Source organism: Motilibacter rhizosphaerae (genome assembly GCF_004216915.1).
Lineage (GTDB): Bacteria > Actinomycetota > Actinomycetes > Motilibacterales > Motilibacteraceae > Motilibacter > Motilibacter rhizosphaerae.
In genome coordinates, this window is record NZ_SGXD01000005.1 from 176,919 (window position 1) to 190,327 (window position 13,409).

11 protein-coding genes are annotated in these 13,409 nt (G+C 76.1%); 6 read left to right on the forward strand and 5 right to left on the reverse strand.

Annotated elements, in window-relative coordinates:
• Window positions 1-7: 7 nt before the first annotated feature.
• Window positions 8-2,578, reverse strand: coding sequence for an FG-GAP repeat domain-containing protein (locus EV189_RS17565; RefSeq protein ID WP_130494299.1), 2,571 nt, complete (start codon window positions 2,576-2,578; stop codon window positions 8-10).
• A gap of 570 nt (window positions 2,579-3,148) precedes the next feature.
• Between EV189_RS17565 and lnt the strand changes: the two genes are divergently transcribed.
• The 3 genes from lnt to EV189_RS17580 are packed head-to-tail and all read left to right on the forward strand — an operon-like array spanning window position 3,149 to window position 6,014.
• The gene (lnt, locus tag EV189_RS17570) at window positions 3,149-4,726 is read left to right on the forward strand and encodes an apolipoprotein N-acyltransferase (RefSeq protein ID WP_130494300.1); all 1,578 of its coding nucleotides are present in this window, start codon (window positions 3,149-3,151) and stop codon (window positions 4,724-4,726) included.
• Entirely contained in the window at window positions 4,723-5,493 is a 771-nt protein-coding gene (locus EV189_RS17575; RefSeq protein WP_130494301.1) for a polyprenol monophosphomannose synthase, read from the forward strand. Before lnt ends, EV189_RS17575 begins: the two co-directional genes overlap by 4 nt.
• On the forward strand, window positions 5,493-6,014 hold the full coding sequence (locus EV189_RS17580; protein WP_130494302.1) for an FxsA family protein: 522 nt from the start codon (window positions 5,493-5,495) through the stop codon (window positions 6,012-6,014). The genes EV189_RS17575 and EV189_RS17580 overlap by 1 nt, the downstream gene beginning before the upstream one ends.
• Window positions 6,015-6,074: 60 nt before the next feature.
• On the opposite strand, the gene EV189_RS17585 is transcribed toward EV189_RS17580, so the two are convergent.
• Both EV189_RS17585 and EV189_RS17590 read right to left on the reverse strand, forming a co-directional pair.
• The gene (locus EV189_RS17585) at window positions 6,075-6,431 is read right to left on the reverse strand and encodes an RNA polymerase-binding protein RbpA (RefSeq protein WP_130494303.1); all 357 of its coding nucleotides are present in this window, start codon (window positions 6,429-6,431) and stop codon (window positions 6,075-6,077) included.
• A gap of 123 nt (window positions 6,432-6,554) precedes the next feature.
• Window positions 6,555-7,736, reverse strand: a complete 1,182-nt coding sequence (locus EV189_RS17590) for a lycopene cyclase family protein (RefSeq protein WP_130494304.1) — start codon at window positions 7,734-7,736, stop codon at window positions 6,555-6,557.
• Between the two features lie 181 nt (window positions 7,737-7,917).
• On the opposite strand from EV189_RS17590, the gene EV189_RS17595 reads away from it, so the two are divergent.
• Both EV189_RS17595 and EV189_RS17600 read left to right on the forward strand, forming a co-directional pair.
• Entirely contained in the window at window positions 7,918-9,135 is a 1,218-nt protein-coding gene (locus EV189_RS17595) for a saccharopine dehydrogenase family protein (RefSeq protein ID WP_130494305.1), read from the forward strand.
• The gene (locus tag EV189_RS17600; protein ID WP_130494306.1) at window positions 9,132-10,601 is read left to right on the forward strand and encodes an NAD-dependent succinate-semialdehyde dehydrogenase; all 1,470 of its coding nucleotides are present in this window, start codon (window positions 9,132-9,134) and stop codon (window positions 10,599-10,601) included. Before EV189_RS17595 ends, EV189_RS17600 begins: the two co-directional genes overlap by 4 nt.
• On the opposite strand, the gene EV189_RS17605 is transcribed toward EV189_RS17600, so the two are convergent.
• Window positions 10,598-11,335, reverse strand: coding sequence for a TetR/AcrR family transcriptional regulator (locus EV189_RS17605; RefSeq protein ID WP_165400367.1), 738 nt, complete (start codon window positions 11,333-11,335; stop codon window positions 10,598-10,600). The genes EV189_RS17600 and EV189_RS17605 overlap by 4 nt on opposite strands.
• An 81-nt stretch (window positions 11,336-11,416) precedes the next feature.
• Here EV189_RS17605 and EV189_RS17610 point away from each other — a divergent pair, with 81 nt between their 5' ends.
• Window positions 11,417-12,937 carry an MFS transporter gene (locus EV189_RS17610; RefSeq protein WP_231116529.1) on the forward strand — a complete coding sequence of 507 codons (1,521 nt, stop codon included), beginning with the start codon at window positions 11,417-11,419 and terminating at the stop codon, window positions 12,935-12,937.
• Here EV189_RS17610 and EV189_RS17615 read toward each other — a convergent pair.
• Entirely contained in the window at window positions 12,891-13,361 is a 471-nt protein-coding gene (locus EV189_RS17615; protein ID WP_130494309.1) for a MarR family winged helix-turn-helix transcriptional regulator, read from the reverse strand. The two genes, EV189_RS17610 and EV189_RS17615, sit on opposite strands and share 47 nt — an antisense overlap.
• Between the last annotated feature and the right edge of the window lie 48 nt (window positions 13,362-13,409).

Below are 13,409 nucleotides of genomic sequence, written 5' to 3' on the forward strand. Positions count from 1 at the left end.
GACGGGGTCACGGCGAGTCGAGCTCCGGCGACGCGGCGACCGCACCCACCGGCCCCACGAGCCCGGCGGCGGAGGTGCCCGCGGACTGCGTCGAGGTGCCCGGGAGCGCCGGCACGCCGGACGCCGGCTGCAGCCCCGCCACCTTCGGCAGCGGCGCGTACGTCGCGGTGTCCTTCGTGTCGACCGGCATCCACGCGTCGATGTAGACGGCGAGCAGCGCCATGCTGGTCATCGCCGCGGCGTACTCCTCGCGGCCCGGGTAGGTGTCCTCGCCCGGCTCGTAGGTCTGCCCGGTGCCCTGCCGCGCCTGCAGCGCCAGCTCGCCGTCGAGGTGCTGGCCGAGGTACGTCCACGCCTGGTCGCGCTGCAGCGGGTCGCGGGTGGTCAGCAGGCGGAAGGCGTCGAGCGAGGCGAACTGCGCGCGGCGCAGCGTCCCCCAGCGCGTGCCCTCCGGGAAGAACACGCTCCCGTCCGGCTGGTAGACGGTCGTCGGCGAGGACGTGCCGTCGGGCAGCGTGCGCGGGAACTGGTAGGTCGTCATGACGTCCCACTGGCGCTGCGCGCCGTAGGTCGCCGCCTCGGGCGCCGCCTTGCCCGCCAGTCGGGCGAACGCCGCGGCCCACCAGTCCTGCTGCACGGTCTCGAAGTAGTCCGGGTTGTGCACGCCCTGGTTGATGACGACCCCGTCGGCGTCGGCGTTGGTGCCGCGCAGCCGCTGCGAGAGCGCCAGGCCGTTGACGACCTGCCCGGACGCCGCGTCACCGGGGGTCGCGAACGACGCGAGCTCGTAGTCGACGGCCTTGCGCCGCCACAGCCCCGCGCGCGGGTGCTGCGGCATCATCGCGACCGCCAGCTCCAGCTCGGCGGCGTTCCACGAGTCCTCCTCGGCCTTGGTGTCGCCGGGAGCGAGGTCCTGGCCCGCGAGGTCGAACTGGTAGGGCACGTCGAGGGTGAGCTGGTGGTCCGCCTCGGCGACGACCATGGTGGCGGCGTACTCGCGCTCCTGCGGCGCGAGCTGGTCCCAGTCGAGCCAGGCGGCGAGCCCGGCGTACATCGCCCAGTGCGCCGTCTGCCAGCCGTAGCCCCAGCCGCCGGGCGTGAAGGCCGCGTGCTCGCAGGACAGCGTGCGGACGAGCCAGTCGACGTACTCCCGGCCGCGCTGCGGGTCGACGCCGAGCGCCGCGGTGTCCCACGTCTGCGTGGAGAGCCCGACGGCCAGCGAGGCGGCGCGCATGGCGGGAAGGCGGATGGCGTACTCGGTCTGCAGCGGGCCCCAGTAGCCGAGCAGGTCGGGGTACGGCCGCCGGACGATCGCCTGCGAGGTGTAGCCCGCGCCGGTGAAGAAGCGCTCGGCGTTCCCGACCGCGGCGCGGGCCTTGCCCTCGACGTCCTCGTCGGTCATCGGCTGGTGGGTGCCCCGCGGCGGGACGACGTAGCCGGCGTTGGCGTCGTGGCGCGCGGCCACGGTGCGCGCAGCGACGAACGGGCAGGACTGCCCGTCGCTGGTCGGCGCGCGCCAGGGCAGCGGGGCGTCGCCGGCCGAGCGGACGACGACGCGGGTGCGCGTGGGCGGTCCGGCCAGCAGGTCGTCGCGCAGCAGCCACGAAGAGCCGCGCACGACGCCCACGGTGTCCTTGCCGTCGCCGTCCCAGTCGCCGGCGACCGGGCTGTCGCCGGCCGTGCCGAACGCGAGGCGCGGCGTGCCGGCCGGGATGCCGGGGAGCGCGGGGTCGACCGGGGCGGGGCTGGGCGAGGCCGATGCGCCGGGCGACGGGGACGCGCTGCCGCGAGGCGAGGTCGGGGCGGAGGGGGAGGAGCTGCTCGCGAGGCGCGCCACCGCGGCCCTGCTCGCGCTCGCGGACGGGCGCGGCGAGGGGGTCCCGCTCGGGGAGGGCGTCACGACCGGAGCGGGCTGCAGCACCGCTGCCCTGCCGCGGAAGAAGAACTCGGCGCCGCGGCGGACCCCGAGGTCCGTACGCCCGTCGCCGTCCCAGTCGCCGACCACCGGTACGTCGCCGGCGACGCCGAAGGCGAGGCGCTGGGTCGGGCCGAGGGTGCCGCCGGGGCGCAGCGTGCGGAGGTAGAACGTGCCGGCGCGGAAGACCCCCAGGTCCGTACGACCGTCGCCGTCCCAGTCGCCCACCACCGGCACGTCGCCCGCTGCGCCGAAGCCGCCCACGGTCATGGCGGGGGAGGGCAGCTTGCCGATGAGGACGTTCCACAGCGTCCAGGTCCCGCCGGCGAACAGCCCCGGCGTCTGCGCGCCGTCGCCGTCCCAGTCGCCGTAGACCGCGGTGGAGCCCGCGGGCACGGGGACGTGGACCGTGACGTCCCAGTGGCTGCCCGCGCGGCTGCCCACCTGCGCGACGAGGCCCGTCGCCGAGGCGTAGCCCGGGACCGACTGGACCCGGCCGACCTCGGGCGCCGGGGCGACGAGGCCCGGTCGCGCGGTCGTCGCGGCGGAGGCGGCGGGCGAGCCACCGAGCCCGGCGGCCGCGGCGGCGATGCCCACGCCGAGCGCGGCGGCGCGCGTGGCGAGGGGGACGCGGCGGGTGGACGAGGAGGAGCGGTGGGGCACGGGGTCTCTCCCGGAACGGCAGCGGTCGGGCGGCAGGACGTCCGAAGGCTACGCGGCGTGTCAGCCGTGACACGCCGTCGGCACCGTGTCGCGCCGGTGCACGGCGGGTGGACCCGGTATGTCCAGCGCACCACCGGTGACCTGCGCGGACGCCGCTCCCCGGCGCATCTGTGCAGGTCAGGTGGCTATTGACAGCCCTTCCAGCGGGGGGACTACGGTCTGTCCAGTCCACCGCGAGCACGGAGCAGCACGCACCGGACGTGACCACCCGGGCCAGGGCACGGCTCCAGCATCGGCCGCCCTTCCGCGCCAGGTCCGGGCGCCGCTGTCACGTCGGGGGTGCAGGCTCCGTCGGGGCGGGGGGCGGGAAGACCGGCACCCAGTAGACAACGGTCGTCGGGCTCGTCGCCAGCGAGCCCCCGACCGGTCCGAAGGCGCGTCCGGCCGACCCGCCCCCCGCCCCGCGCGGTGGCACGACGCGGCCCGTCGACCCACCTGAGCGCGCGGTCGTCCTGCACCCCGCACCCCTCCGGCTACGCTGGCGGGAACGCATCCGGCGGAGGGAGGGCAGTGGTCGCGACCGCGGCTCCTCCTGCCGCGCCCGCCCCCGCTGCGGCCCGCCGCTCGCCCGGCCTGGCCCCCCGCCTGCTGCTCGCGGTCCTCTCCGGCGTCGCCGGGATGCTGGCGTTCCCGCCGTACTCCCTCGAGGCGCTCGCCCCCGTCTCCGTCGCGCTGCTCGCGCTCGCCGTCCGCGGGCTCGGGCTGCGCCGCGCCGCCCTCGTCGGGCTCGTCGGCGGCGCGGCGTTCTTCGGCCCGCTGCTCCACTGGACCGGGATCTACGTCGGGCCGGTGCCCTGGCTCGCGCTCGCCGCCAGCCAGGCGGCCTGGTACGCCGGGCTCGGCGTCGCCCTCGCCCTCGTCGCGCGGCTGCCGTGGCCCCTGTGGGTGCTCGGGACGGCGACCTCGTGGACGCTGCAGGAGGCGCTGCGCGGCCGGCTGCCCTACGGCGGCTTCCCCTGGGGGCGGCTCGGCTTCGCGCTCGCCGACACGCCGTACGCCCACCTCGCCCGCACCGGCGGCGTCCCGCTGGTCTCCGCGGCGGCGGCGCTGACCGGGGGAGGGCTCGCCGCGGTGGCCGTGCTGCTCGCGCGTCGCCCCCGCGCGGCCACCGCCGCGCTCCTCGCGGGGCTCGTCCCCGTCCTCGGCCCGCTCGCCGTGCCCTTCGCCCAGCCGCACGGCCGCACGGTCCAGGTGGCGCTGGTGCAGGGCGACGTGCCGCGGATGGGGCTCGACTTCAACGCCCAGCGGGCCGCGGTGCTCGACAACCACGCGCAGCGCACCCACGAGCTCGCCGCCCGCGTGCGCAGCGGCGCGGCACCGAAGCCCGACCTCGTGCTGTGGCCGGAGAACAGCTCCGACCTCGACCCCTTCAGCGACCCGCAGGCCTACGCCACGATCGCCGCAGCGGTGGACGACATCGGCGTGCCCGTGCTGGTCGGCGCGGTGGTCGACGGGCCGGGCCGCGACGTCTCCAACACGGGGATCGTCTGGCTGCCGGGCAGCGGCCCGGTGAGCGGGCCTCACGGGCAGTACGTCAAGCGCCACCCCGTGCCGTTCGCCGAGTACATCCCGATGCGCCGCGTGGCCCGGTTGTTCTCCTCGGACGTCGACCGCGTCGCGCGCGACTTCGCGCACGGCAAGACCATCGGAGCGCTCGACCTGCCCGTCGGGGGCGGCACGGTCCGCATCGGCGACGTCATCTGCTTCGAGATCGGCTACGACGGACTGGTCCGCGACGCGGTCCGGGCCGGGGGCTCCGTCGTCGTCACGCAGACCAACAACGCGACGTTCGGGCGAACGCCGCAGACGGTCCAGCAGCTGCAGATGTCGCGGTTGCGCGCGCAGGAGAGCGGGCGCGCGGCCCTCGTCGTCGCGACCTCCGGCGTCAGCGCGGTGATCGCGCCCGACGGCACGGTGGAGCAGCGCACGGCGTTGTTCACCCCGGACGTGCTCGAGGCGCGGGTGCGGCTGGCGAGGGCGGGTGAGCAGACTCTCGCGATCCGTTGGGGGGTCGCGCCGGAGGTGGCCCTTAGCCTCGTCGCGGCCGTCCTCGTCCTGGTCGGGGCGCGCCGGGAGGAGGAGCAGTGACCCACGCGCTCGGACGCGTGCTGGTGGTGGTGCCGACCTACGACGAGGCCGAGAACATCGAGCCGGTGGTGAGCCGGCTGCTCGCCGCCGTGCCCGACGCCGAGGCCCTCGTGGTCGACGACGCCAGCCCCGACGGCACGGGGGAGATCGCCGACCGGATGGCCGCGGCGGACCCGCGGGTCTCGGTGCTGCACCGCACCGGCAAGGAGGGACTGGGGGCGGCGTACCTCGCCGGCTTCTCCTGGGCCCTCGAGCACGGCTACGACGTCGTCGTCGAGATGGACGCCGACGGCAGCCACCCCCCGGAGCAGCTGCCGGACCTGCTGCAGGCCTTGGCCGATGCGGACCTCGTGCTGGGCTCGCGGTGGGTCCAGGGCGGCCGGGTCGTCAACTGGCCGCGGACCCGCGAGGTGCTCAGCCGCGGCGGCAACCTCTACACCCGGCTGGCGCTCGGCCTGCCGCTGCGCGACGCGACGGGCGGCTACCGGGCCTTCCGCGCCGGGACGCTGCGGACGCTCCACCTCGGCGAGGTCGCGTCGCAGGGCTACTGCTTCCAGGTCGACCTCGCCTGGCGCGCCGTGCGCGCCGGGCTGCGGGTCGCGGAGGTCCCCATCACGTTCACCGAGCGTGAGCGGGGCAGCTCGAAGATGAGCCGGTCGATCGTGCTCGAGGCGCTGTGGCGGGTCACGCTGTGGGGGGCCGCCGACCTCCCGCGGCGGCTGCTCCGCGCGGCCCGGCGCCCGCGGGCGGGACGGGCGACCGCCTGATGCCGCTGCTGCTGGTCGTCGTCTTCCTCGTCGTCCCGATCGCCGAGATCGCGGTCATCATCCGCGTCGGCGAGGCCATCGGCGGCTGGCAGACCTTCGGGCTGCTCGTGCTGGAGAGCCTGCTCGGCGGCTGGATCGTCAAGCGGGAGGGCCGCCGGGCGTGGCGCGAGCTGCGCGCCTCGCTGGCCCGCGGCGGGCTGCCCACCACGGAGCTGCTGGACGCGGCGCTCGTCCTCATCGGCGGGACGCTGCTGCTGACGCCGGGGTTCCTCACCGACGTCGTCGGGTTCTTCCTCGTGCTCCCGCCGACGCGGCCGCTCGCCCGGCGGCTGGCCATGCGCACGATCACGCGGCGAGTCGCGCGGCGCGCGGAGCGGACCGTGGCCGGCTGGGGACGGCCGGGCGCGCCGCGCGACGGGCGCGTCGTGCCGGGCGACGTCATCGAGGGGCAGGTCGTCGAGGGGCACGTGGTCGACGACTCCCGCGACGGGCGGGACGGCGGCCGGGGCCGGACGCGCTGAGGCCCCCGGCAGCAGTGCTGCCAGGGGCCCCGTGTCCGTGCCGGTGCTCGCGTGCCCGCGCTAGGCGGACTTGCGCGCCGTCTCCCCGCGCGAGGCGCGGAGGAGGGCGAGCCGCTCCTCCAGGAGCTCCTCGAGCTCCGGGATCGAGCGCCGCTCGAGCAGCATGTCCCAGTGGGTGCGCGGCGGCTTCGTCTTCTTCGGCTCGGGCCGCTCCGCGTCGGAGCGCAGCGCCTCCGCCCCGCACACCCGGCACTCCCACACGAGCGGGACGTCGGCCTCGACCGACATCGGGACGGTGGTGCGGTGACCGTTGCTGCAGTCGTAGGAGATGTCCTGGCGGGGTGCCCGGTCGACACCCTCGTCCGTCTCGTAGCTCTGCGCCCCCAGTCGGGAGCCACGCAGTGCGCGCTCAGCCATGAGAGCCTCCTTCCATCGTCATGCCCAACGCCCGGGACGCCGTACGGATTCCCGGCGCCGGCGCGGAGGGAGCCCTCGCAGGATCCCCGGCCGGGGGCTCCCTCATGCGTCGTCCGGGGTTCGTCACCGGGGCAGGGCCGGACGGGTGCGGGGGAGCAGCGAGCCGCGCAGGGTGGCGGCGCGCAGCGGCCCGGGGAGCGCGGCGAGGGTCGCGCCCATGGCGGACACCACCCGCCACGGCGGGGCCAGCGGGTCGAGGTACGCGCGCCACAGCGGGTCGGGCAGGTCGAGGAACGCCGCGAAGAAGGCGTCGCAGCCCGCGCGGTCGAGCGGCAGCAGGACCTCGAGCCCGCGGTCGAGCAGGGCACCGGTGGCGCGGCGCGAGGGGGAGCGGACCGCGCGGGACGCGGCCGCGGCTCGGCGAGCGGCGAGGGGCGTCCCGAGCGCCCGCACCACCGCGTCGGCGAGGCCGGGTGCCGCGCGCAGGGCGGTCGAGACGCTGTAGCCCGTCGCCGGGTGGACGAGCCCGGCAGCCGCGCCGAACGGGACCCCGGGCCCCTCCGACCAGGGCCGCGGCCCCAGCGGGATCGCCACGCGCTCGGGCTCGCCGCAGCGGACGGCCCCGGCGTCGCGCAGCAGCAGGGCGAGCTCCTCGGCCAGCACGCGCAGGTCGACGGGCGGGTCCGCGGCCAGCGAGGTGAGCTCCACGAGGGCCCGGCCGCCGCCCAGGTCGAGGGCGTACAGGAAGACCGGGGTGTCGCCGCGCGGCGACACCCAGTCCATGAACACCGCGCCTCCCGGCGGCACGAGCGCCTCCGCCCCCGACACGACCTCGCCCCAGGCGCGCTGCTGGGCGCGCCCGCGGCCGGTCGCCCCCGTCGCGACGACGACGGTGCCGGCGGGGACGCGCTCGGTCCGGCCGTCGCGGCGCACCACCGCGTACGCCGTGGTGCCCTCCGCCTCGACCCCCTCCAGCCGGCCCGGCTGGCGGGTCACGGCGGGCGGGGCGAGCGCGTCCTGCAGGCGGGCGTTGTCCAGCCGTGCGTACGCCGGGGCGAGCACCCGCGTGCCGCGCGCCCGGGTGCGCACGAGCGGGGCCGCGTAGCGCGTGGCGAGCGCCGCGGGGTCGGGAAGCCCGAGCCCGTGGGCGGCCTCGACCAGCTCGTCCCACCACAGGCAGTACGTCGGCCGCCACGGCGTCCCGTCGCTGAGGTGGAGCACCCGCAGTCCGCGCGAGGCGCACGCCGCGGCGGCGGCCGTGCCCGCGGGGCCGCCGCCGGCGACGACCACGTCCCACGCGCGCATGCGGGCTAGCCGACCATGCCCGGTCGGCCGGCGCCACACCAGGGGGAGGAGGTGGGGCTGGTCCCGAGGAGATGTGCTGCTGCCCGCGAGCGGTTCGTGCGTCTGGTGTCGACTGCGCTTCCGGATCCCTCGTCCACGGGCTAGGTTGCTGCTCGTCCCGTCGTCGTCGGAAGGTGCAGTCGTGCGGATCCTCGTGCTCGGGGCCGGAGGCGTGGGGACCGCGGTCGCCCGCACCCTGGCGCGCCGCGACTTCTACGACACCTGCGTCGTCGCCGACTACGACGCGGCGCGCGCAGGAGCCGCGGTCGACGGGCTCGGCGGGCGCTTCGTCGCGGCTCAGGTCGACGCGTCGGACGCGGCCGCGGTCACCGCCCTCGCCCGCGCGCACGGGGCGACGCACGTCCTCAACGCCGTCGACCCCCGCTTCGTCATGCCGGTCTTCGAGGGGACGCTCGCGGCGGGCGCCGACTACCTCGACATGGCGATGAGCCTCTCTCGCCCGCACCCGGATCAGCCGTACGAGCTGCCGGGGGTGAAGCTCGGTGACGAGCAGTTCGCCCAGGCCGAGCGCTGGGAGCGGGCCGGACGGCTCGCGCTCGTCGGCATGGGCGTCGAGCCGGGGCTCTCCGACGTGTTCGCGCGCTACGCCGCCGACGAGCTGTTCAGCAGCATCGACGAGCTCGGCACGCGCGACGGCGCGAACCTCGTGGTGGACGGCTACGAGTTCGCCCCGTCGTTCTCGATCTGGACGACGATCGAGGAGTGCCTCAACCCGCCGGTCGTGTGGGAGCGGGGCACGGGCTGGACCACGACGCCGCCGTTCAGCGAGCCCGAGGTGTTCGACTTCCCCGAGGGCATCGGGCCGGTCGAGTGCGTCAACGTCGAGCACGAGGAGGTCCTCCTCATGCCGCGCTGGGTCGACGCGGAGCGCGTGACGTTCAAGTACGGCCTCGGCAGCGAGTTCATCGACGTCCTGCGCACCCTGCACAAGCTCGGCCTGGACAGCACGACCCCGGTCCCGGTCCGCAGCGCCGGCGGCACCGCGCTCGTCTCCCCGCGCGACGTCGTCGCCGCCTGCCTGCCCGACCCCGCGACGCTGGGCGACCGCATGTCGGGCAAGACCTGCGCGGGGCTCTGGGTCACCGGCACAGGCAAGGACGGCCGGCCGCGCGAGGTCTACCTCTACCACGTGGTCGACAACGCCTGGTCGATGGCGGAGTACGCCAGCCAGTGCGTCGTCTGGCAGACCGCGGTCAACCCCGTCGTCGCCCTCGAGCTGCTGGCGGAGGGCACCTGGGAGGGCAGTGGCGTCCTGGGGCCGGAGGCCTTCCCGCCGCTGCCGTTCCTCGAGCGGCTGGCGGGGTACGGCCCCTCGTGGCAGATGGAGGAGCGGGCATGAGCGAGCGCGAGCGCGAGCTGCTGCGGAGGGTCCCGACGCAGCTGTTCATCGGCGGGCAGTGGCGGGACGCGGAGGGGGCCCGTACGGTCCCGGTCGACGACCCCGCCACGCAGGAGGTGCTCGTCGAGGTCGCCGACGCGAGCGTCGCGGACGGGCGCGCCGCGCTCGACGCCGCGGTCGCGGCTCAGGCGTCCTGGGCGGGCACGGCCCCCCGCGACCGCGCCGAGATCCTGCGCCGGGCCTTCGAGACCATCACGGCGCGCGCCGAGGAGCTGGCCCTCCTCATGACCCTGGAGATGGGCAAGCCCGTCAAGGAGTCGCTGGGCGAGATCACCTACGCTGCGGAGTTCTTCCGCTGGTTCTCCGAGGAGGCCGTGCGCGTGCACGGCCGCTGGTCGGCCAACCCGAACGGCCAGACCCGGCTGCTCACGATGAAGCAGCCGGTGGGTCCGTGCCTGTTCATCACGCCGTGGAACTTCCCGCTGGCGATGGGCACCCGCAAGATCGGCCCGGCGATCGCCGCGGGCTGCACGATGGTCGTCAAGCCCGCGACGCAGACGCCGCTCTCGATGCTGGCCCTGGCGCAGATCCTCGCCGAGGTCGGCCTGCCCGACGGCGTGCTCAACGTCGTCACGACGACGAGCACCGCCGAGGTCATGGAGCCGCTCATCCGCGACCCGCGGCTGCGCAAGCTCTCCTTCACCGGCTCCACGGCGGTCGGCAAGAAGCTCGTCGAGCAGTCCGCCGAGCAGCTGCTCCGCGTCTCGATGGAGCTCGGCGGCAACGCGCCGTTCCTCGTCTTCGGCGACGCCGACCTCGACGCGGCCGTCGAGGGCGCGATGCTGGCCAAGATGCGCAACATGGGCGAGGCCTGCACGGCGGCCAACCGCTTCCTCGTCCACGAGTCCGTCGCCGACGAGTTCGCCCGCCGGCTCTCCGAGCGGATGGGCGGGCTGCGCGTCGGGCGCGGCACCGAGGACGGCGTCGACGTCGGTCCGCTGGTCGACGAGAAGTCCCGCGACAAGGTCGAGCGGCTCGTCGACGACGCCGTCTCGGCCGGCGCCGACGTGCTGACCGGCGGGTCGCGCACGGGGGAGCGCGGGTGGTTCTACTCGCCGACCGTGCTCGCGGGCGTGCCGACGAGCGCGCAGCTCTTCCGCGAGGAGATCTTCGGGCCCGTCGCGCCCGTCATCCCGTTCGGCACGGACGACGAGGGCGTGGCGCTCGCCAACGACACCGAGTACGGCTTGGTCGCCTACGCGTTCACGAAGGACCTCGACCGCGCCCTCCGGGTGTCCGAGGCGCTGGAGAGCGGCATGGTCGGCCTCAACACCGGCATCGTCTCCAACCCCGCCGCGCCGTTCGGCGGGGTGAAGCAGAGCGGGTTCGGGCGCGAGGGCGGCTTCGAGGGGATCGACGAGTACCTCGAGACGAAGTACGTCGCCATCCCGCTCGCGCCCCGCTAGTCCGCGCCGGTGGCGCCGATGAGCTCGGCGACGCCGTCGAGGATGCGACCCAGCCCGAACTCGTAGCTCGCCTCGGCGAAGTCGACCTCCTGCGGCTCGTCCTCGAGCGCGCCGCTGGCCTGCGCGGCCCACACGTGCGGATGGGACTCGGGGCTGACCAGGGCCCGCAGGTGCAGGACGTAGCGCAGCGCCGCCTCGGGGCTGTCGGCCGATTGCACCTGCAGGCCGAGCAGCGTCTGCCCGCGCGTGTAGACGTCGCCGAGCAGGATGGTGTCGAGCCGCTGCTGCTGGGTGAGCGGGGTGCGGGCGAGCGCGGCGAGGCCGGCCTCCATCCAGCCCAGCGCGTACGGCGTGAGCGGCGGCTCGGTCACCGGGATCTGCAGCACCCACGGGTGCCGGAGCAGGCCACGGCGCATCGCGCGGCACCACGCGGCGAGCGCGGCGCGCCAGTCGTCCGCGGGCTCGGCGGGGACGGGGCAGGGCCCGTACGCCTCGTCGACCATGGCGAGGACGAGCTCGTCCTTGCTCGCGACGTAGCGGTAGAGCGCCATGGGCGTGACGCCGAGCTGCTTGGCGACGCGCGCCATGGACACGGCGGCGAGCCCCTCGGCGTCCGCGAGCTCGATGCCGGCGCGGGCGACGCCCGTCACGGTGAGCTGGGGGCGCGGCCCGCGCCTGGCGCCGCGCTCGATGCCCCAGAGCGCCTGAAGCACGGGCGGCAGCGGCTCGTCCACGTCCCCTCCCAACTGTTTACAACGTACGCGGTCGTGCCCTACCGTCAACGGCAACTGCTTATGCCGTACGCGGAGGCCGACATGATCCTCGCCCCTACTCTGCCAGCAGCACCTTCGCGCGCCGGGCGACCGTGGCTGGCCCTCGCCGTGCTCGCGCTGCCCCTGCTGCTCGTCTCGATGGACGTCTCGGTGCTCTACTTCGCGGTCCCCGACATCGCGCGGGACCTCCACGCCAGCGCGACCCAGCAGCTGTGGATGCTCGACGTCTACGGCCTCGTGCTCGCCGGGCTGCTGCTGCCGATGGGGGCGCTCGGCGACCGCGTCGGGCGGCGGCGGCTGCTGCTGTGCGGAGCGGCGGGCTTCGGTGCGGCGTCGCTCGCCGCGGCGTACGCGCCGAGCGCGGCGGCGCTCGTCGCTGCGCGCGCCGTGCTCGGCGTCGCGGGAGCCACGCTGATGCCGTCGACGCTCGCGCTGGTCCGGCAGCTGTTCCCCGACGAGCGCGACCGGGCGCGGGCCATCGGGATCTGGAGCGGGGTGATGACCGGGGGAGTGGCGCTGGGGCCGGTGATCTCGGGGGTCCTGCTCGAGCACGCGTGGTGGGGCTCGGTCTTCCTCCTCAGCCTGCCGGCGATGGCGCTGCTCCTCGTGGTCGGCCCGGTGCTCCTGCCGGAGTCGGAGCCCCGGCGTACGCCGTTCGACGTCCCGGGCGCGGCCCTGTCCCTGCTCACCGTGCTGTCGGCGGTCTGGGCGGTGAAGCGGGCGGCCGCCGACGGGGTGGGCACCGCCTGCCTGGCCGCGGCCCTGCTCGCGCTCACGGCCGGCGCCGCCCTGGTGCAGCGGCTGCGCACGACGCGGCACCCGCTCGTCGACCCAGCGCTGCTCCGGGCGCCGGCGGTGCGCGGGCCCGTGCTCGCCAACGCGCTGGCCATGGGCGCGCTCGTGGGCAACGGGGTGCTGCTGACGGCGTACCTCCAGCTGGTGCTGGGGATGTCGCCGCTGCGCGCGGCGCTGTGGAGCCTCGCGCCCTCGCTCGTGGTCGGTGCCGCGGCTCCGCTCGCCACCGTGCTCGCGCAGCGGGTCGGGCGGCGGGCCGTCGTCGCGACGGGACTGGCGACGGGCGCGGCGGGGTTCGTGCTGCTCGCGCTGGTCGGCCGCCACGACCTCGCCCTGCTGGTCGTCGGGGCAGGGGTGCTCGCCAGCGGGCTGGTCGCGGTCGCCGCTGTCGCCACCGAGGCGGTCGTCGGGGGCGTGTCCGCAGCCGAGGCTGGCCGGGTGACCGCACTGTCGGAGACGTCGAGCGAGCTGGGCGGGGCGCTGGGCATCGCCCTGCTCGGCAGCGTGGCGGCCGCGGCGTACCGGCACGGGCTCGCCGACCGCGTTCCCGCCCCGCGCCCGGTCGGCGGGCTGGCCGGAGCCGTCGTCGCCGCGGCCGGGCTCCCCGGGCCCCGCTCGCGGGTGCTGCTCGAGGCGGCGCGCGACGCGTACGTCGGGGGCGTGCACGCCGCGTCCTGGGGCGGCGCCGGCGCGCTTCTCGTCGGTGCGGCGGGCGTCGCGCTCAGCGGGAGGGCTGCCAGCCGTCCTCCGCGCGCACCGCGCCCATGATCCGACGGCTGATCTCGCGCAGCTGGCGCACCTGCGCCGCCGTCAGCGGGTCGAGGACCAGGCGGCGGACGAGCTCGGCGTGGCCGGGCGCCGCCCCGTCCACCGTGCGCTGACCCTGCGCCGTCAGCGTCGCGAGGGTGTAGCGGCCGTCGGTCGGGTCGGGGGCGCGGCGCACGAGCCGGCGCGCCTCGAGCCGCGTCACGGCGCGCGAGAGCCGGGACAGCGTGCTATTGGAGTAGCCCGCCAGCACGCTCATCCGCAGGGTCCGGTCCTCGGCGTCGGACAGCGCCCAGAGGACGCCGTACTCGAAGTGGGTCAGTCCGGCGTCCTGCTGCAGCTGCGCGTCCAGCACCGGAGGCAGCCACTCCAGCACCGTGGCGAGCGCCGACCAGGTGCGGATCTCGTCGTCGTCGAGTGCGGACATGCCTCGAGCATAGGCGGTCTCCGTGTCCGATCACTTGACTGAGCACGC